This is a genomic window from Cupriavidus sp. 05N39 (genome assembly GCF_056397325.1).
Genome location: NZ_JBFTNE010000124.1, coordinates 1 through 18014, shown reverse-complemented (window position 1 = coordinate 18014; position 18014 = coordinate 1). Strand labels below are relative to the sequence as shown.

Sequence of the window (18014 nt, the reverse complement as noted above, 5' to 3'; positions counted from 1 at the left end):
TCCTGGTTCAAGAGGGCGACGCGCACTTGCACGACACTGTGTGCTCCCGCACGACTCCAACGCATATGTTGGCTTTTACACATCCGACGGCCAACGATTCGATTGATAGATGACTCGACGAAGCCGGTCGCGATTCGTAGGCCGACACGCTGCCGGGTGCGATAGTCGATCAGCGACTCAAGATGGCTATTGAGGTAACTGATCAAATCTATGAGCTTGCAGTGCGCCTGTTTGGCTTTGCGGCTTGAGTTCGGGTCAAGTCTTTCGCGCAGATCAAGCAGACGACACAGTTCCTTACCGAGCTTCTGCCAACGCACCGTTTGCCCGGTCCACACGAAGCTGCGAAGGCGAACAAACAGATCCCACAACTCGAATGCTGACCCGTTGGCCGTAAGGCGCCCATACGCCAAAGGCGTAATAGCTTGATCGGCGTATCGCAGCATTCGACCGATGTGCGCCCGGTCGAGAACCCATTCGGTATCGAACGGAAGGTCGTCAGCAACCCCGGCAAGATCCAGGGCGCCATCGGTCACGACACAGACGTCATTGGGATCATCGTATCCACTGTCCTCCAGGAATTTGGTCATTTCTTCCTGCAATCGCTTGGTGCGCGGCGTGGCGGAAGCCCAGACCCGTGGTTGTCTGCCAGTCTGGCCTAATGCCGCAACGACGACCGCTATCGACGATGAGCTTCGGCTTGCCCCCGCGCGATTGTCCTTGCCGGCTCCCTTGCCATTGCTTCGCGCCTGCCTCACATAGCCGACATCAACGCCCAGCTCGGCGATTGGCGTTATCTCCTCGCACCACCGCCGCACGGGCTGTGCGTGTTGGAGGGATTTGCCCACGGCCATTGTGTGATTGCGGATGGTCACGTGACTGTCGCGTCCGGAAGTTGGCAACAAGAGGTCCATGGCCTGCTTGCCCTGCCGGTAGGGCATAGTGGCGCCGAGTTCGGCATGCAGCCATCGCAGCTCGCCTGTGCTCGCTTCCTTAAGGTAATTCTTAAGCGGCGACACGTACCTCGATCCGTCAGCACCACACTTACATACTTTCCATCGGTCGCGGCAGTAGAAGACCTTGCCGAGCGTGGTCTTCAGTTCGGAGCAATGCCCGTCGTGCATGCGACGGAGCGCGCCGCAGACCTCACAAGTTCGCTGCGCCGCGCAGTAGCGATCGAGCTGTTCTACGACGAACTCTTGCTGGACGCAATTGACTAGCGACGTACCTTCCGCAGAGACAAACGACGTCGCCGGAGGCTTGGCTGTGGTCGACGCGGTGAAACTGCATCACCTCAACCCGTTTTGCCACCGTGCCACTGCCATCATCGAACTCCAGAACGATCGTGCATCGCATGTCGGCTCTCCGTCTCTTTGATACCGAGACGATACTCCGATGCAGGGCGGCATCCCAGGCCATTTAACGGCTTCAAAGCGGGACCATCTCTGTTACGACTGCGTTGATGGCTCCTGATGTGGCTGACCATGCCTTGCTGGTACCGGGACGCGGCTCAACACGTTGCCTGCGAAGGCTACGCACAGGGCGGCTCTTTGACCAAATTGATAGAGTTGGCATCACCGTTGGCGCTCTGGGCTGATTTTCAACCGGCAGGCGCTTGACGGCTTGCAGGACACGCATGCCGGATCGGCCCATGAGCGGGCGCCGGGCTCTGCCCGCCGAGTGTCCGGTCAGGCTTGAGCCGACGTTCTGGCGTCCGTGCGAGAGCGCGGATCAGCGGCCGTAATGGCGGGGGACTGCCGCCTGCTTGGCTCACTCGACCAACGGTTTCTCGGCCGGTCCGGTTCGTCGCCGCGTGATATTTGAGCGACCGTGCGTGACCGCAGGCAATCACCCTCGAAGACTTCGTGCGCGCAGCACAGCGCTGACCAACAGGGGGTAGTATTCACGGAAGCTGGCACGCACCGAATGGCAAGCGAAGTAGCGTTAAGCGCTGTCGATCGGGGGCATTAGCATGCAACGCGAAGCATTTGCCAGGGCTCTTGCCCAAGAGGACACTTCCGACCTTGTCACAGTGACGCGCGAACCCGGCGCACCGGAAGAGCACGCCCATCCTTTTGGAGCCATGGAGCTGATCCTAGCGGGGGAAATCCAAATCCGCATTGACAATGACGAGCTGCGCGATGTGTCGCGCCTCGGCCCGATTCTCGTCGAATTTGGGTCCTCGCTTTTGTGGGGCAAGGGCAGCCAGTTCGGCAGCCTCGCGCTGGCGCCGCCATGTGCTCAAGGACGACGAGTACACGCCTTCACGGCGCATCAGCGCGCCGATCTCTCCGGGCTTGGTGCAGCGGTCAGCCGCTTCCGTATGCGACGCTTGTCGGCGTTGGAAAATTGCCTGCGTCGAGCGCGGGAAACGACCTCTGAATCGGTGCCGGAGGCTGACTCTAGCGTCGCCGAACCGGGCGCCTCTTCAGTCGCCCTACGGGCTCCTTGCGTTGGCCCGGATCCGACACATTCTTGACTGCAGCCATGATTGCCTTGGATGAGTTGTTGGCGGTCATACCTGCCTCGTCGGACCTGAAAAATTCAGTCCGAGAGCTCAGCGTGGCTGAAAGTTGGATGATTCTAGCCGCCCCATCAATTGACTGCGGCACGCGGACCAAGTCGACTGGCTGCATCCCTGGCGGATCGAGCCATGCCTGTGAGCAGAGTCAAGACAAAAAAATGACCTGTGGATGCCCAGGCGAGCAATGGCCCGGAGTAGCCAATGGAGATTGAAGCCTGCAGCACAGAGGATAGGATGGACGGCGTCACCGATTGCGCCCTACAGGGGTGGCCAAGCGGAACTGGTTGTGGCCCGTCGCGGGCACGCAGCAATTGCTCTAGTGCGGAAGCATAGTCCGGGTCAGCAGTATTGCTGACCCGGCATTGAAATCAAGTCGTAAGTCGCTTCGGTTTGGGCTGCTCTTCCCGCGGGATGCTCGTGAAGCCCGACGAGCGGGCATCCGGACTCTGCCTCAGAAAAGTCGGGTGGGTGCTCATGAGCGGCCATACAAGGCGGGGTTGGTGATCGTCTCTTCATCGGCCATAGCGAACGTTGCCCATACGAAACAAATGCAATTTTCTGTAAATGCCGTGCGCCGCAGCCCTGCTTTGACAACAGAAGCGTCCTTCCGCTTTGGTACGATCCCGCTCTTTCCGCAAGCGCCCCGCCACCGTGAATCGCCGATATGCATCGTTGTTTTGTGAGCATTGCGCACGGTGGCTCGCCCGCGTCCAACCGCTGGCCGCCGCCGGTAGCACGATGACCCGACTCGTTTTCAACGGCGCGCTGAGCCGCCTTCGCCACCCGACGCGACGCGGCATCGCGCTGACACTCGTCGCATTGCCGGCACTCTGCCTGCTGTACGTGCTTGCGCTCGTGCCGCTTACGCCGGGCATCGGCGACATCCGCAAAGCTCGCGTTGATCGGCCAGCGTTGATCGTGTCGGCCGATGGCAAACTGCTCGATGAGTTCAAACCGCTCAATCGTGCATGGGTGTCGCTCAGGCAGATCTCGCCATACATGGTGGATGCATTGATCGCGACCGAAGACCGCCGCTTCTATGAGCATCACGGCATCGACTGGAAGCGCATCGCGTCGGCCGCGCTGCATACGGTCTCCGGCGACCGGCAAGGTGGCTCGACGATCACTCAGCAGCTCGCGCGCAACCTGTATCCCGACGAAATCGGCCGCGCGCCGACCCTCACGCGCAAGCTAAGGGAAGCGATTACGGCGTTCAAAATCGAAGCCGTGTACAGCAAGGATCAGATCCTCGAGACGTACCTGAACACGGTGCCGTTTCTGTACAACGCCTACGGCGTGGAAATGGCCGCACGCACCTACTTCGGCAAATCTGCCGATCAGCTAGACATACTTGAAAGCGCGACGCTCGTCGGCATGCTGAAGGCCAACAGCGCCTACAATCCTGTGCTCAATCCCGAGCGCGCGTTGCAGCGACGAAACACAGTGCTCGGGCAGATGAACAAGTACGGGAAGCTCAAGCCCGATTCCTACACCTGGCTGAAGCGACAGCCGCTCAACGTCAATTTCGAGTTGCAGACCGCGCCACCCGGCGCCGCGCCGCATTTTTCGGCGCAATTGCGCAAGTGGCTGATCGCATGGGCCGATCGCAACGGCTACAACATCTATGCCGACGGGCTGGTCGTGCGCACGACCATCGATTCGCGGCTGCAGGCAATGGCGACGCAGGCGATGGACTGGCAGGCGAACCAGTTGCAATGGATCGCGAACGGCGCATGGAACGAACGCACGGGTTGCTGGCCGGGCAATGACCTGTTCCAGACATTCATCCGGCAGACGCCCGACTATCGCGCTGCACGCGATGCTGGTCAATCGGATCAGGTCACTCTCAGGAAGCTCGCTACGAACCCCACGTTCGTCCGTGCGCTCTGCCAGAGCAAGACGCAAATCCAAGCGGGTTTTGTCGCGATCGATCCACGCAACGGGGATATCAAGGCATGGGTTGGCAGCCGCAACTTCAGGGACGAACCTTTCGATCACGTGCAGCAGGCCCGACGTCAGCCGGGTTCGACGTTCAAACCGTTCGTCTACGGCGCGGCCTTCGCGGATGGCGCGCGGCCAAGCGATACGATAGTAGACCGGAACGTCGCCATTCCGCTGACAGGGCATGCGATCTGGCGGCCTACCGACGCGGAGCCGCCCACCGGACGACCGATGACGCTGCGCGACGCGCTAGTGTATTCGCGCAACCGCGTCACCGCTCAGCTCATGCAAAAGGAACGCCCCGAGAAGGTCGCACGGCTCGCGCACGCGATGGGTGTGCGAGTGAGTCCGCTCGAAGCGGTGCCTTCGCTTGCGCTCGGCACGAGCCCCGTCACGCTCAAGGAAATGGTATCGGCGTACAGTACGATCGCGAACCGTGGCGCCTATATCGAACCGCGCATGGTCACGCGCATCGAGGATCACGACCGCAAGGTGCTCGCCGAATTCGCGAGCGCATCGCCGGAACAGGCGCTGCCCGCCAACGCAGCGCAAACGCTCGTCGACGTGATGCGCGACGTCGTTAGCCGGGGCACCGGCGCGGGCATCCGGACGCGCTTCGGGATTCGCGCCGACGTGGCCGGCAAGACGGGAACGACGCAGGAAAACACGGATAGCTGGTTCATCCTGATGCATCCGCAACTGGTCGCGGGCGCATGGGTGGGTTTTGACGATGGACGTGTGACGCTCGGCAACTATTGGGGCGAGGGCGCGCACAGCGCCCTGCCGATGGTGGGCGCGTTCTACGACATGGCGCTGCGCGCGAGAGTTATCGATCCAGATGCGCAGCTCGGCCCCGAGACCCGGCCTCCTCGCGCGGTCCATGAGCGACGGCATCGACACTTTCTCTTCTGGAGCTTCTGATGTCGTCGCTGGCGGACGCCGCATCGCAATCCACGCCGGCCGACAGTAGAGGACGGACCGTTTTCTCGATCCGGATCGCTTGACTGAAGCCTGCACCCGGGATCGCGCAAGCTTGGCGCCATGCGATATTGAGACGATGCGTTGCTCGCTACGAGCAAGGCTCTGTTTGCACTTGCTGACTAAACTCGGACGCCGACGATTGTCGCAGCCGTTGCTCCGTTATCCGCAAAAATTTTGCTATGGCCGAGGAACGGGCATCCGGCCGCTATTCGGGGCATCCTTGCTATGCGCGATCCCGGCGGCGGCGCTCCGAACGGCGTCTCCGTGGACCTGGCCACGGAGCTCGCGCAGCGGCTCGGGCTGCCGCTCGAACTGGTGGTGTTCGATGCGGCCGGCAAGTTGGTAGAGGCGGTGCGCTCGGAATGGGCCGACTTCGGCTTCTTTGCCATCGACCCGCTGCGCGGCCAAGGGATCCATTTATCGATGCCTTATGTGCTGATCGAAGGCAGCTATCTGGTGCGTGAGGATTCCCTGCTCATGGAAAACGGCCAGGTTGACCAGGTTGAGCATCACGTCGTGGTTGGCAAAGGGAGTGCCTATGATCTGTTCCTGATTCGCTAACTGCAGCATGCAAGAGGTCGTCCGCGCGCCGACCTCGACCTCGACCGCTGTCGTGGACACCTTTATCGCGGAAGGAGCGGAGGTGGCTGCGGGCGTAAGGCAGAAACTCGAGGCGGATGCGGGACGCGTGGCCGGCCTGCGCTTGCTGCCTGGACGGTTCATGGTCATCCGGCAGGCGATGGGCCTACCTGATCGTGTTGGTCCGATCGCATTTGAATAGCTCGCGGCCTTCGTCAAGGACATGATCGATAGCGGATTCGTCAGCGCGGCGCTCGCCCGGCACGGCATCCTTGGGGCAGCAGTGGCGCAAGTCGATGAAATGTAGCCACACACGGGGCATTCGTCCCTTCAACTGCATGCATGAGCTGCCTCTTCGAGTTCAACTATGAATCGGGGAGGGCCGTGCGCTGACGCATCGGATAAGCCGGTGGCGAGCCGCTTCCCATTGCCGGCCTTGGCGCGGCTGGCCAGACGGCGTGATCGGCGTCACCTGCCGACTGTCAAGGCTCATAGCCCCCCCACTGCTGCGCCGGTTTCACGCGCCCGGCAAGAAGAAGTCGGCCCGACCGAGGCAGGCTGGGCCTCAGAGGATCGCAGCAACAGGATCAGGCGGAAGTCGAAGTCTTCTTCGAGGCGGCACGATCCGTCACGCAGACTTGCTCTGCGGCATTCGTTGCCACGGTTGCGGCGGCCTGGGTATTGGATTCAGCAATTTCCACGGCTTGCGCCGCGGCCTTCTCCAAAGACTCGTAGGCATTGTCGGCGGCAATAATAGCCGACATCACGATCGCCATGGCCGATTCCGTGCCGGCCGGCGCATTCTTGGCGAAGTTGTCGACAGTCTCTCGCAGCTTCTGTGAGCCCTCAGTCAGCATAGCGATTGCCACTTTGGCGAGCTCTTTCTGGGTTTCCGATGTGATCTCATAGAGGTGGCGGGCGTAAGCCATAGCCTTCTCGCCGGCCGGCTGTACCAGCGACGCGTGGACCTCAAGCAGATCCCGCGGCTCTTTGGCAGAGAGCGCGCGCTTGGCGCCGTCCAGATTTTCCGTCAGAGCCGTCTTCGCGACCCGCATATTCAACTCAAGGAACTTCTCAAAGCCTTCGATCGCCTTGGATGTCAGTCTATACCGGGATTCGAGATTGGATTGATGCACCGCCAAAATTTGTTCCTGAGTAAGGATCACGCTGGTCTCCGATGGTGAATGATTAATTGCTCTACCGACACGCGTTGGGACGCTCAGTCGTCTCCACCTAAAAAGGTCGGGGGACTGATGGTGAATCGCGTGTGAGGTAGTTCTCTACGCGCTCCCGCAATAKGGAGTCGCAGAAGGGGGCACGGTGTCGCTAACGAACCATGTTCCGTCCCCGTCGATCATTGCATGTGCTGCCCGCCGTTGATCGCAATATTGGATCCGGTAATGTAGCCCGCGTCCTCGGAGCACAGATAGGCAACGAGGGCTGCCACTTCCTCCGGCTTGCCAAGGCGCCCCATCGGAATCTGAGGCAGGATCTTTGTATCCATGATCTCCTGCGGCACGCCGGTGACCATCTTGGTCGCCAAGTAACCCGGAGAGATCGTGTTGACCGTCACCCCCTTGCGAGCCACCTCTAGCGCGAGCGACTTTGTGAACCCATGCATGCCCGCCTTCGCGGCCGCATAGTTGGTTTGTCCGAATGCACCCTTCGAACCATTGATGGACGAGATATTGATGATGCGCCCCCATCCCCGCTCCACCATGCCTTCACACAGAGGCTTGGTCACGTTGAACACCGAATCCAGGTTGGTGCGAATCACGGCGTCCCAATTGACCTTGTCCATCTTCTTGAAGGCCATGTCGCGGGTAATGCCGGCGTTATTAACCAGGATGTCGACCTGGCCGACCTCGGCAAGAATCTTTGCCATCGTTGCCTGGCAGGCATCGTAGTCCGCCACGTCTAGCGCGTACGCGCGGAAATTGCGGCCGGCAGCTTCCATGGTGGCTAGCCAGTTGTGCACATTCGGGTTCCCTGGCGTGTGAGTCACGACCACGTCGTAGCCGGCGTCGTGCAGCCTGAGGCTGAGAGCCTCCCCCAAACCGCCCATACCGCCAGTCACCAATGCAATTCGTTTCGTCATCCTGCTTGTCTCCGTCAAAGTTTGTATGACCCCTATCTTCCGATCGTGCCGATTCTGTGTTCGGCTTTCGACTACCACCACCACGTATGCACATGGCACTAGCAAATAGCGCTGCCGCGCTAGGCTGGCGCGGATATTTTTCCGTTTCGTATTATTGTTTGGTGCACCGAATGGCTAGATACCGGCTTAGCCGGACAACTCTCTTTTGGGGTGGGCTCACCACAACCTGGAGGTAAGGCGCGCGAGCCAACCGCGCAACTCATCCGCGCGAATGTCTTGAAACTTACCGCAGAGAACCAGGGCGAGATCCGACTGAAGCGTCTCGAGCATGGCTGCGGCGTCGGACAAGGTAATGCCTGCGGCTCTCATACATACCGTCATCTCCTTCACGATTTCCGCTTTTAACGGAATTTCCTCGGCGTCCGCGAAGCCAAGCAGCGCGTAGACATTGGTCGTCCCATACTCGAATCGAAACATGTGGAACCTCTTATCTTGTTGCTCTTCAACATGGCCCTAGAGCGTCGATGCGCCAATTTGGTGCGGGCTGAGGGCAGGATTATTGATGCATACATTTGATAAGACAATCGGGTAAACACTAGGACACTGATGACCACAGGTAGTCCGCGGACCGAAAGCAATTTCATCATCTCGTAACAAGGACAAGGGGCTAGAGGCAGCCAATCCAGTCGGGCGAATCCTCCAAAAGTTGCGAGGAGGGCGTATTTTCGCGACAGCCTGCGAAGACTGAGTACAAGGGGGAGCGGACGAAAGAACCAGAGCGAGACCGGGGCATCGGTCTGGTCCTGCGCAGCGGCGCACGGTGTCTAGGTCCACCCGATCCGATGCCGTTCCTGTATGGCCTCGTACCGCGCATCGTCTTCGGTGTAGGCAGAGGTTGGTGGTGAAGACGGAGGCATGCCCGAAGTTGTCGCGCACAAAGCGCAGGTCAACCTGCTGGTCGGTCATACGCGACCCCGCCGTATGGCGCAACCGGTGCGCCGAAGTGCTGGCGAGTACCTGGCCCCGCTTCCCCACTCGGGGCCACGCGAGTGAGATAACAAGCCGTGGTCATATGGTACCCAAGACTCAATGCGTCCCCGCCTGGCATCCGCCGGCCATGGTCCCCCTGAACTTTTGTTCAAAATGCGAACAACTATTATCGAGTCTTCGTGGCCAGACCCGCTCACGCCGGCAGTTCTCAACTGTGGCGAGTCACAGAGGGTGCAGTCAGGGAAATACCGGATGCCTTTAATTTCCGCCGGAAGAGGGCTGGCGTGATAACCTGCTGGTCTGGCGCGATAGCCGCCAAATGAGTCCTTCGCTGCAGTGCCGCATGCCGGTAACAGCATCGTGTGTGTCATCACTGAAGAAAGCAAGTTACAGCAAACGTAGTGCCCTTATCTAGGAGACACTGATGCTGAGTCCTCACGAACTCGCGACGCTGATGCTGGTGAAGAACGCTATTGACACAGTCGAACTTGATCCCGCCGATTTTAATGCCTTGCTCGAACGGGAACTTGCAACCCGGGAGCGTGTCTCACCGGGACGCCATCGTGCTCTGATCACAATTAATGGCCATGTTCTTCTCAAGGCTATGCAGCGGGACGGGCGTGGTGGTCATTAGCGCGAGCTTTAGTTTTAAAGACAGCTTCGCGGTTGGAAGTTTTCCTCATATTGCGTACGGCCTATTGTCTTGAATTTCCTCTGGACCGCAGGCGACAACTCTTACCAGTATTCTCTTGCGGACAGAATCCGCTGTCATTTGATTTCATGAGAGCAATACAATCAGTACCTAACGAGACAGTCCGGCGTTCAAGTCGGGGCACAAACTCGGAGCCGCTGGGGGCGGGCCGTCTATTTGTGTCTGGCAGCAGAGAGTCAGCGGACAAGCAAGCCGCGATCTTGTGGGTCCGAATGCAGATGGTCCGAAACAGCATTTCCTTCGACGACCTTATTCGTGCTGGGTGTTTTGAGGATGCTACCAAACTGCGGGAGGTGCGCTACCGGAGTGCGGATGGTCGCGTTTGGGACGGTAATGGCGAACTGCCAGATTGGCTGCAGAGGGCGGTGAATGCAGGGCAGAGCGTCGAACATTTCCGAGTGAAATAGGTTTCTCGTACCCACATTAGTAATTGGTGGGCATCGTCAGCGGAAATAGTGACCGTGAGGCCGCCAAGGTCATGATCAACGATGCTCGGCAGGCCGTTGAGGATCCAGGCACGGTGCTCACGCTCGGTGCAGACAAGGGCTATGACGCAGCGGAGTTCGTCGAAGCGTGCCTGAGGACGAGGGTCATGCCGCATGTGGCGCAAAATACCAACGGGCGACGCTCTGCAGTGCCCAATCCGATTGCCGCCAGCGCAGGCTATGCGATCTCTCAGCAAAAGCGAAAGCTGATCGAGCAAGGCTTCGGCTGGGCCAAGACGGTGGGTGGCATGCGTCAGGTGATGGTGCGCGGATTGAGGAGAGTTGACCAGATGTTTGTGTTGACGATGGCCGCTTACAACCTCGTGCGCATGCGATCGCTGGGACAAATCCGCCTGCAGCAGCGATAAAGGGACAAAAGCGGGCGGGAAACAGGCGTCAGGCGGTCGAAAAGCCGACGAAGTTACGCCTGAGTTTCAGAATGTGGAAAAAACAGAGTCGTCGTCGCGCGAGCGGGGAAACCCGCGCGTTGCGCGGGACGTATTTCAGCAGCCTGTTAAGGCAAGCCGGAAGCGGCATCGCCTATTGCGCGATACCGAGGTGTCCATGCGATATTCGTGGTTAGGCTGCCATGGCTGAAACTATCAAGCGAACGACAAGTTGCTCCCACAAACTTGCGAGATACGTGTACTTGTCTCTACCAGACACGAGATAGCCTTGGCTTTGATACGCTGCACATCAGGGCTTGCGCCGATCAACGTCAGACAGGCAGCCGCCTCGTTCTGAACATCCAGTATCGGGGCACTGATTGCTGACAGGCCTGGAATCAGGACCGATTCGGCTTCGTCGTATCCTCGCTTGCGGATCTTCTCAAGATGCTCGAGCAATTTCGCTGGCGGCTGCTCGAGATTACGGGAGACAGCCAGCTCGATCAGATCATTCCTGACCTGCTCAGGTGTGAATGCCAGCAATACTCGTCCGGTCGCAGAATTGGTCAACTGGAATGTCGAGCCAACCGACAGCGTGGTGATAAACGGAACAAAACTGCGCTCCCAACGAACGATGGTCGGGCCGCGATCCCCCAGGACGCTGAGCAGTGCAGGAAGTCCCGTACTGGCTACCAGTTGCGGCATGGCTTCGCTTGCAAGGCGCAGATGATCGACACGCGCCAGCGCCGAAGCGCCTATGCGAACCGCGGTAGGTCCCAGGTCATAAAGACCGGTGATTTCATTCTGAACCGCCAGGCCGCTCGCCATCAGACTCGCCAGATAGCGGTGCGCGAGACTATTTGGCATGCCGATGGCGCGCGCCAGGTCACGCAAGGGCGTCGCCTTTCCTGCGTTGACAAGGGCGAGGAGAACTTCCGTTGCCTTGTCAGCCGACTGAATGCGGCGCCGCCCTCGGCCTTTTTTCGCGCTGTCGCATTGCCCAGTCAAGCATCATCGCGAAAAAAATCAAATTTTATATGGTTGGTCCAGAATATAAGGTGAGCGGAAAATGCCAGCACAACCAATAGAGTCCGACAGAGACCAAGCACTGATGCGTGCCGTCGACTCCATCATTACATCCACCGACACAAGCGTCTCAGTTATCCGGAAGGCAGCTGATTCCGACCGGCCGCTTACGCAGCTTCGCGAGCTGCTGCTCAGTATTGCGCAAGACGATGATGGAGCCGGTGGATGTCTCCTAATGAATGCGTCCTCGGAGCTAGGCTTGCATAACGCCCGAGTACAACAGTTGGTTCGCTCTGGCCTTCAATCAATCCTGAATCCGTTTGAATTGCTCGTGATTTCGGGGCAACTTTCCGGTACGTTTAAATCGGATATTGAGCCGGCTGAGAGTGCGCTCGCGGTTGTGGCCACAATTGCAGGGCTACGCGCGGTTGCCAAGGCCGGGTTCTCCGCGTCCCAACTGGCACCTGTTATCGAGAACCTAATCGCTGGCCTGGCGCACGACACTTCGGTTAAGCAATAGTGTCTCAGCTGCCGAACCAGTCCTCGACATAGGTCGGGCCTTCACCGGCTAACGGACGCGGACCGCAACACTCGCTGTACTTCATCCCTCATTTTCACTAGATTTCCAAGTACCCTCGGGCTTGGGAGTGCCAGACATGTCGGCTACTGCGTTAGCGGTGCACCGCACTCCGGTCAGAAGCTGTTCACGCAGCTCCGGCTTGTTCCAGATGGTCGTGGCTTTGCTTGCATCTGACAGGCCAGTCTTTTGAGCAGTCGCAACGGAAAATGGCGAATCGAAGGGCAGCTTCTCGCTACACGCAAGCTGAATAATGGGCTGCACATTCATTGCGCGGCATCACTTCTCCTGACCATTGGAAGACTCCAGGAGTAGCGCAGCGCGAGGGCGCGGATGGCGAAACAAATAAAGGCTCCGAACCAGGGAGTGACCGCGAGCCTCCACTCCATGAGTTGTCCAAGCACCTGGATGGCTGCCCCGACCAGCGCTGCAACGGCGTAGATTTCCTTATCGAGGATAATGGGCACGCGGTTGAGCACCACATCTCTCGCCACGCCGCCACCAACAGCGGTCAGCATACCGAGAATGATGGCAACCTCGACACCATGGCCGAACTGGAGCGCCTTGTGCGCGCCAATGACGGCGAAGAAGCCTAGCCCAAGCGAATCAAAAAAAACGATAGGATGCTTGAGATGGTCAATAATTGGGCGTGCCCAAATTGCAATCGCTGACGCGAGCGCCGATGTGGCGAGGTATCGCCAATCCGAAATGCCGACCGGCGGTAGAGCACCAAGGCACAGGTCGCGAATCACTCCACCGCCACAAGCGGTCAGATGGCTGATGGCCAGCACGCCAAACAGGTCAAGCCGTCTCTGCTCGGCGGCGAGAGCGCCGCTGACCGCGAATGCGAAGGTACCCAGCAGGTCAACCAATACGAACAGGTTATGTTCCATCATGCCTGTGAAGGAGTGCAGAGCCAGGCCGAGGTGGCGGTGAGCATTGCGTGCAGGCCAGTTTCCAGCGTCGGATTAATGACCGGTGCAAACTTTGGGGAATGATTGCTCGGTATCTTATTCATCTGCTTCGCTGCTTTGGCTTGTGCATAGACGTCAGGGTCGGTCCCTCCGATGAACCAGAAGACGTAGGGCACATTCCAGGTTCGACCGAAGACGCTGAAATCTTCACTGGCCGAGGCGGGTGCTGCTTCGTAGGCCTTGTCGCCAAACTGGGCCTGGAAAGCATCGGCCACCTGACGCGTGGCAGTGGCATCGTTCTCGGTTAGGGGGTATTGGCTGAGCGTGGTGAACTCCGGCGGTCGCTCGGCGTTGGACGCATCGCACTCCGCGCAGCAGATTCGCTTGATGGACGCCAGCATGTACTCGCGCACGTCTTCGTCGAAGGTGCGCATATTCAGCTTGATGGTGGCCTCGTCGGGGATGATGTTTTCTTTGGTACCTGCCTGCAGCGAACCAATGGTCAGCACTGCGTTATCCATCGGCGAAATTTCACGCGAGACGATGGTCTGCAGGCGCAGCGTCGTGGAAGCAGCCATAATGACCGGGTCAATGGAAGTCTGCGGCTGCGAGCCATGCGAGCCGCGTCCGTACAGCTTGATTTTCAGGCTATCTCCCGCCGACAGAATGACCCCCTGGCGGTAGCTGACCGTGCTGCTAGGCCCCACCATGACGTGCTGGCCCAAAATAATGTCTGGCTTGGGGAAGCGTTCAGCGCCCCAGTCGTCAACCATGCTGCGGGCACCGCGTCCTACCTCTTCTCCAGGTTGAAATACCACCATGACTGTGCCCTTCCAGGCATTGCGGTGCTCGGCAAGGACGCGCGAAACTCCCATCAGCCAAGTCACGTGCATATCATGCCCGCAAGAATGGGCCACGTCGACTTCGACGCCGTCTTCATCTTTGCTCTTGACCGTACTGGCGTAAGGCAAGCCGGTGTTTTCGGCCATGGGCAGCGCGTCCATATCTGCGCGGAGCATCACCGTGGGGCCCTCACCATTGCGCAATACCCCAACGACACCTGTGATTCCTACTGCCCGCGTCACTTCGTAGCCCAACGCCTCAATAAAGTCTGCCGCGACCTTTGCGGTTCGGACCTCCTGCATTGACAACTCAGGGTGCTGATGAAGGTCCTTGTAGATTGTTTCAAGTTCCGCCAGCAGCTTGTCGCTGCGGCCCTCCAACGCTTGGACGAGTGCGTTCATGGAAAATCTCCAGCTTGAACTGGCTAGTATGCCTCACATATTGTTGCGATGAGAGCTTCGCTACGAGGTGCTTCGTTGGCACGACTACACGTGCGATGCGGAAAGAGTGACGTAATTTCACCCTTCCTCACGAAGTCTTCATCGACCCCGTGCACTATTGCTCGACAAACGCGAGGGCAGCGGTGAGCCGGCGATGCCCCTCCAGTCGACTACACATGACCTTATAGTCGTGGCTTGTCGTCTTCTGAAGTTTCTCATGCGGCACATGGGTCGAGCGGTGGCTGGCAGACAGCGGCGAGATTTCGAGGCGGGCCGACTCCCTGCGGACAGAAATAGATACAAAATCCTGGGACCAAGCGATACTGTCTTTCGGTGGGTAATGCATTCATATGAGGGAGAGCGACGTCAACGATGACGCGGCCCAAACGTTTATGAGAGCTAGGCAAATTGCCTTATAAATTCTGAGGAGGGGTATCGTGATGAAAAGATTCTGTGCGGTAGCCATTGCAGCGCTCTTTTCGGTAGGTTTTGCTTACGCTCAAACTGCCGCGCCTGGGGCAGCCACCAAGCCTGCAACGTCCGCCGCCGCTCCAGCGGCTTCTTCGAACTGCGAAGCGAAGGCGGTTGACAAAAATGGCAAGCCGCTAGCTGGGGCCRCGAAAGCTTCCTCTATCAAGAAGTGCGAAAGTGGCAACAAAGGCGACGCGTCAGCCTCCTGTGAAGCCAAGGCCGTTGGGAAGGACGGTAAGCCACTCGCCGGTGCTGCAAAGACGTCATTCATGAAGAAGTGCGAGGCCGAAGCCGGCAAATAATCTCGCATTTGAGAAAAGGCCGGCCACGCGCCGGCTTTTTATGCCTCTCCGCTGTTGATTTGCACCGAATTCTTACCCAGGGAACGCGGTAATTTGCATCGAATGTTGACCCACGTATAGAACACTGTCCTGCTCGGGAACTGCACGTTGAGACCGCGAATCTCCAGCGGCGACGGCGAGGCTCCTGCGTTGCCATGGGTGTCGGCGTGGGCGGCAGCAGTGGGTGGCGAGTCAGCATGGCCGTCATTCCGCGAAGGGGAATGTGTTAAGTGAACCATGCACGTATTGCAGCATGCAGCCCCGCAGCCTTCCCACGAATTTTTGCGTAAATACTTACTCGGTTTTGCGTTTGCGTTTGGCGGGCGAGTGCGCTAGCGGAGGCGTGCCGATGCGGCGGGGCTGATTGTTAATGGATCAGTAAAGCGTCCGCGGGATCGCGGCCTGAGCATGGCGCCATAGCTAGCTGTTGCGTGGGGTGCAAAGTGCACGGGCCCTGTTCGCTGGCGGACAGAGTCGAGCGGAGCAAATTCTGYGGATGCCCGCCGCTCAGGGCCGGCACCCGTCATCTGGGTTGTGCAGGAGAACCCTGTAATGGCCGCTCGCTTGTGGCAGTCGTCTCGCCTCTTCTTCTGGATGCGCATGCGTCTTATCCCTTCGTGAAGATTTCCAGAAAGTGCTTGCTCGGATCCTCGAAATAGATTCTGCGGCAGCCACCGTCCGTGCTGACCTCGCCGGGGCGGCGGCGGTATGGGTCTGACCAGCACATCAGGTTGCGCGCGCGGATTCGGGCGAGGCTTTGCTCGAATTCACCGTCGCTGATCAGAAAGGCCTAGTGCTGCAGGGCAACATCGCCTTCCGCGTCCATGAAGTCCAGGGTGACATCATTGTCCAGCCGTACGGCGAGAAACGGCCCGAAGGGCACGGCTGCGGGACGTCCGAGGATCTCGCAGAGGAAGTCGGCGGACACCTTCTTGTCACGAGAAAAGACGATGGTGTGGTTGAGCTGGATGGCCATGTCGCAATCTCCGGGAAGGGGTATGTGCAAGGACCGGCATGCGAGCCGGCCGGGAACGGCCAACCAGCCGTCACGCGGAGGCTGACGCGCGCCACCGTCGCAGGGTACATGGATTTCGCCGCGCCGGGCGGGCGTCACCGGCCAGGCGCCATGCGGCCGACGTCTCCGCGATGCCGGCGTGAATGGGCGGCGAGGTGACGCTGGATGCCAGAAGCAGTATGCCCGTAGCCTCGCGCCCTGCGGCGTCGACCACGTCGGCATGCCGTTCGGCCTGCAGGCGGTCGGGTGCGTTCTGAGGATGGCCACGAGCAAGGACCTGAAGAAATCGCTTCCGTGGTCAGCACCTTGCATGGCCTGCCGCCCAACGTGGAGCACATTCACCTCGTGGTATCGCAGACTACTTCGGGTAGGGACATATCCGCTACCCGCGCGTAGAGATCGGCACACCTATTTCGGCATTATTGCGTGGGCAGTCTGCCGACTGATGCTGGTGCGGCGTGGCTTTGCCCATCAGGATCGGCTGGAAGAACACCGCGCCGACCAATGTGCACATCAACGACAGCGTCAGCAGCTTTCCCATACTGGCGGTGCCGCTATGGTGCGACAGCCACAGGCTGCCGAAGGCGGTAGCAGTAGTGGCCGCGCTGAGCAGAACCGCAAGTGTCAGGTTCGATTGCAGCAGGCGTGTTTTGCCGGCGCGCCACGCAATCACATAGTAGATTTTGAAGGCCACACCGATACCAAGCAACAAAGGCAATGCGATGATATTGGCGAAATTCAGTGCGATGCCGAACACCACGCACAACTCCAAGGCTACCGTGGCGGAAACCAGCAGCGGCACCAGCGTCAGCAGCACGTCAGTAAGGCGACGCAGTGTGATCCAAAGCAGCACCGTGATCGAGAGCAAAGCCCAGGCCCCGGCCTGGGCGAAGGCGCCGAGGATAGTATCGGCCGAGCCCCGCACCGAAATCGGCCCTCCTGCTGCCGTAGGCTCGACGCGCAGAATGGTGTCGATGAAATGGTCTAGCGCAGCCGCGCGTGCGGGACTGTCCGCGCATGGCAGACGCGGACTCAAAGTGACAAGGGCACGGCCATCCGGCGTGATCCAGTCGCGCACCAGGTCGTGTGGCAGCGATCTGCCGATCGATCGGCTGCGCCTGCAAGGCGCGCTGCAGGTCGGCCAGCGCCAAGCGCAGTGGCAGGGCCAGTGCTTGTTCCGCGCGATCGCGGGTAGTAGCATCGGCAGCCGCGAGCTGGCGCAGCGCCTTGGCCAATCGGACACTTTCTGCCGCGCCTGGGCCGGGATGGTCTTCGGATGCAAGCGGCAGCAGCCTAGCCAGGCTCTTAAGCGCATTGACGCGCAACACGTCGCTGGCCGGACTGGCTGCGCTTTGGGTCAGCACCGGCGTCAGGCTCGAAGGGGCATCGGCTATGAGCTTCAGCTTGGCCGGCTGATCGGTTGGTATGAAACTCTGCAGTGTGACCACGCGAGCCACCTCAGGCAAGGCCCCCAACTGCGCCGCAGAGGCCTCTGCGGCCGCCAGCGAGGGTGCGATCAAGCTGACATCGTCCATGCTGACCTGGGTGTTACGTCCCGGGCTATTTGAGGAGCGGCGTCGCGAGCTATTCGAGGTGAGACGTCGGCAATCGTCGCGGGTTGCCGGAGGCGCAGAGCAACTCCGGCGTAGCGTGAGATGGAATGAGGCGAAGTCCGAGAATCGTCGCACGATGAA

At 59.5% G+C, this 18014-nt stretch carries 12 protein-coding genes and 6 pseudogenes; 7 read left to right on the top strand and 11 right to left on the bottom strand.

All coding sequences use genetic code 11. The annotated features are described in order from the left end of the window. Positions 1 to 1353: pseudogene (locus AC1DN0_RS35675) on the bottom strand (ISKra4 family transposase); the annotation flags it as partial. Between the two features lie 616 nt (positions 1354 to 1969). Between AC1DN0_RS35675 and AC1DN0_RS35670 the strand changes: the two are divergent. The 3 genes and pseudogenes from AC1DN0_RS35670 to AC1DN0_RS35660 all read left to right on the top strand — a co-directional run bounded on the left by AC1DN0_RS35670 (position 1970) and on the right by AC1DN0_RS35660 (position 6329). Beyond that, complete coding sequence (locus AC1DN0_RS35670) at positions 1970 to 2476, top strand: hypothetical protein (protein ID WP_441628184.1); 507 nt, start codon at positions 1970 to 1972, stop codon at positions 2474 to 2476. A gap of 783 nt (positions 2477 to 3259) precedes the next feature. Next, positions 3260 to 5383 (top strand): penicillin-binding protein 1A, encoded by a 2124-nt coding sequence (locus AC1DN0_RS35665; RefSeq protein WP_477104574.1) that lies wholly within the window; start codon positions 3260 to 3262, stop codon positions 5381 to 5383. Positions 5384 to 5668: 285 nt separating this feature from the next. Continuing rightward, a pseudogene (locus tag AC1DN0_RS35660) lies at positions 5669 to 6329 on the top strand (transporter substrate-binding domain-containing protein). 280 nt (positions 6330 to 6609) lie between these two features. On the opposite strand, the gene AC1DN0_RS35655 reads toward AC1DN0_RS35660, so the two are convergent. From AC1DN0_RS35655 to AC1DN0_RS35640, 4 genes and pseudogenes are all read right to left on the bottom strand, one after another. Next, complete coding sequence (locus AC1DN0_RS35655; RefSeq protein ID WP_441628188.1) at positions 6610 to 7188, bottom strand: phasin family protein; 579 nt, start codon at positions 7186 to 7188, stop codon at positions 6610 to 6612. Between the two features lie 188 nt (positions 7189 to 7376). Further along, on the bottom strand, positions 7377 to 8120 hold the full coding sequence (phbB, locus tag AC1DN0_RS35650) for an acetoacetyl-CoA reductase (protein WP_441628190.1): 744 nt from the start codon (positions 8118 to 8120) through the stop codon (positions 7377 to 7379). A gap of 216 nt (positions 8121 to 8336) precedes the next feature. Further along, positions 8337 to 8597 (bottom strand): XRE family transcriptional regulator, encoded by a 261-nt coding sequence (locus tag AC1DN0_RS35645; protein ID WP_441628192.1) that lies wholly within the window; start codon positions 8595 to 8597, stop codon positions 8337 to 8339. Positions 8598 to 8944: 347 nt separating this feature from the next. Continuing rightward, positions 8945 to 9169: pseudogene (locus tag AC1DN0_RS35640) on the bottom strand (tyrosine-type recombinase/integrase); the annotation flags it as partial. Between the two features lie 365 nt (positions 9170 to 9534). On the opposite strand from AC1DN0_RS35640, the gene AC1DN0_RS35635 reads away from it, so the two are divergent. Then, complete coding sequence (locus tag AC1DN0_RS35635) at positions 9535 to 9744, top strand: hypothetical protein (protein ID WP_441628194.1); 210 nt, start codon at positions 9535 to 9537, stop codon at positions 9742 to 9744. 532 nt (positions 9745 to 10276) lie between these two features. Further along, positions 10277 to 10675: pseudogene (locus AC1DN0_RS35630) on the top strand (transposase); the annotation flags it as partial. 234 nt (positions 10676 to 10909) lie between these two features. Here the strand turns inward: AC1DN0_RS35630 and AC1DN0_RS35625 are convergent. Next, complete coding sequence (locus tag AC1DN0_RS35625) at positions 10910 to 11701, bottom strand: IclR family transcriptional regulator (protein WP_441628196.1); 792 nt, start codon at positions 11699 to 11701, stop codon at positions 10910 to 10912. Positions 11702 to 11804: 103 nt separating this feature from the next. Between AC1DN0_RS35625 and AC1DN0_RS35620 the strand changes: the two genes are divergently transcribed. Continuing rightward, positions 11805 to 12239 carry a TetR family transcriptional regulator C-terminal domain-containing protein gene (locus AC1DN0_RS35620; RefSeq protein ID WP_441628198.1) on the top strand — a complete coding sequence of 145 codons (435 nt, stop codon included), beginning with the start codon at positions 11805 to 11807 and terminating at the stop codon, positions 12237 to 12239. 81 nt (positions 12240 to 12320) lie between these two features. Here AC1DN0_RS35620 and AC1DN0_RS35615 read toward each other — a convergent pair whose 3' ends face one another. Genes AC1DN0_RS35615 through AC1DN0_RS35605 form a run of 3 tightly spaced genes read right to left on the bottom strand, consistent with a single transcriptional unit; the run spans position 12321 to position 14454 of the window. Continuing rightward, positions 12321 to 12566 (bottom strand): hypothetical protein, encoded by a 246-nt coding sequence (locus AC1DN0_RS35615; protein WP_441628199.1) that lies wholly within the window; start codon positions 12564 to 12566, stop codon positions 12321 to 12323. Next, the gene (locus AC1DN0_RS35610) at positions 12563 to 13192 is read right to left on the bottom strand and encodes a trimeric intracellular cation channel family protein (protein ID WP_441628201.1); all 630 of its coding nucleotides are present in this window, start codon (positions 13190 to 13192) and stop codon (positions 12563 to 12565) included. The genes AC1DN0_RS35615 and AC1DN0_RS35610 overlap by 4 nt, the downstream gene beginning before the upstream one ends. Next, on the bottom strand, positions 13189 to 14454 hold the full coding sequence (locus tag AC1DN0_RS35605; RefSeq protein ID WP_441628203.1) for a M20 family metallopeptidase: 1266 nt from the start codon (positions 14452 to 14454) through the stop codon (positions 13189 to 13191). The genes AC1DN0_RS35610 and AC1DN0_RS35605 overlap by 4 nt, the downstream gene beginning before the upstream one ends. 479 nt (positions 14455 to 14933) lie before the next feature. Between AC1DN0_RS35605 and AC1DN0_RS35600 the strand changes: the two genes are divergently transcribed. Continuing rightward, positions 14934 to 15266, top strand: a complete 333-nt coding sequence (locus tag AC1DN0_RS35600; protein WP_477146400.1) for a hypothetical protein — start codon at positions 14934 to 14936, stop codon at positions 15264 to 15266. A 646-nt stretch (positions 15267 to 15912) separates the two neighbouring features. Here AC1DN0_RS35600 and AC1DN0_RS35595 read toward each other — a convergent pair. Both AC1DN0_RS35595 and AC1DN0_RS35590 read right to left on the bottom strand, forming a co-directional pair. Next, positions 15913 to 16281 (bottom strand): annotated as a pseudogene (locus tag AC1DN0_RS35595) (VOC family protein). 421 nt (positions 16282 to 16702) lie between these two features. Then, positions 16703 to 17864 (bottom strand): annotated as a pseudogene (locus AC1DN0_RS35590) (hopanoid transporter HpnN); the annotation flags it as partial. Positions 17865 to 18014 lie beyond the last annotated feature (150 nt).

Bases quoted from the DNA above. Each gene is read 5' to 3' on its own strand.
- AC1DN0_RS35670 (WP_441628184.1), top strand. From the start codon at position 1,970: ATGCAACGCGAAGCATTTGCCAGGGCTCTTGCCCAAGAGGACACTTCC.
- AC1DN0_RS35665 (WP_477104574.1), top strand. From the start codon at position 3,260: ATGACCCGACTCGTTTTCAACGGCGCGCTGAGCCGCCTTCGCCACCCG.
- phbB (WP_441628190.1), bottom strand. From the start codon at position 8,120: ATGACGAAACGAATTGCATTGGTGACTGGCGGTATGGGCGGTTTGGGG.
- AC1DN0_RS35645 (WP_441628192.1), bottom strand. From the start codon at position 8,597: ATGTTTCGATTCGAGTATGGGACGACCAATGTCTACGCGCTGCTTGGC.
- AC1DN0_RS35635 (WP_441628194.1), top strand. From the start codon at position 9,535: ATGCTGAGTCCTCACGAACTCGCGACGCTGATGCTGGTGAAGAACGCT.
- AC1DN0_RS35620 (WP_441628198.1), top strand. From the start codon at position 11,805: ATGCGTGCCGTCGACTCCATCATTACATCCACCGACACAAGCGTCTCA.
- AC1DN0_RS35615 (WP_441628199.1), bottom strand. From the start codon at position 12,566: ATGAATGTGCAGCCCATTATTCAGCTTGCGTGTAGCGAGAAGCTGCCC.
- AC1DN0_RS35610 (WP_441628201.1), bottom strand. From the start codon at position 13,192: ATGATGGAACATAACCTGTTCGTATTGGTTGACCTGCTGGGTACCTTC.
- AC1DN0_RS35605 (WP_441628203.1), bottom strand. From the start codon at position 14,454: ATGAACGCACTCGTCCAAGCGTTGGAGGGCCGCAGCGACAAGCTGCTG.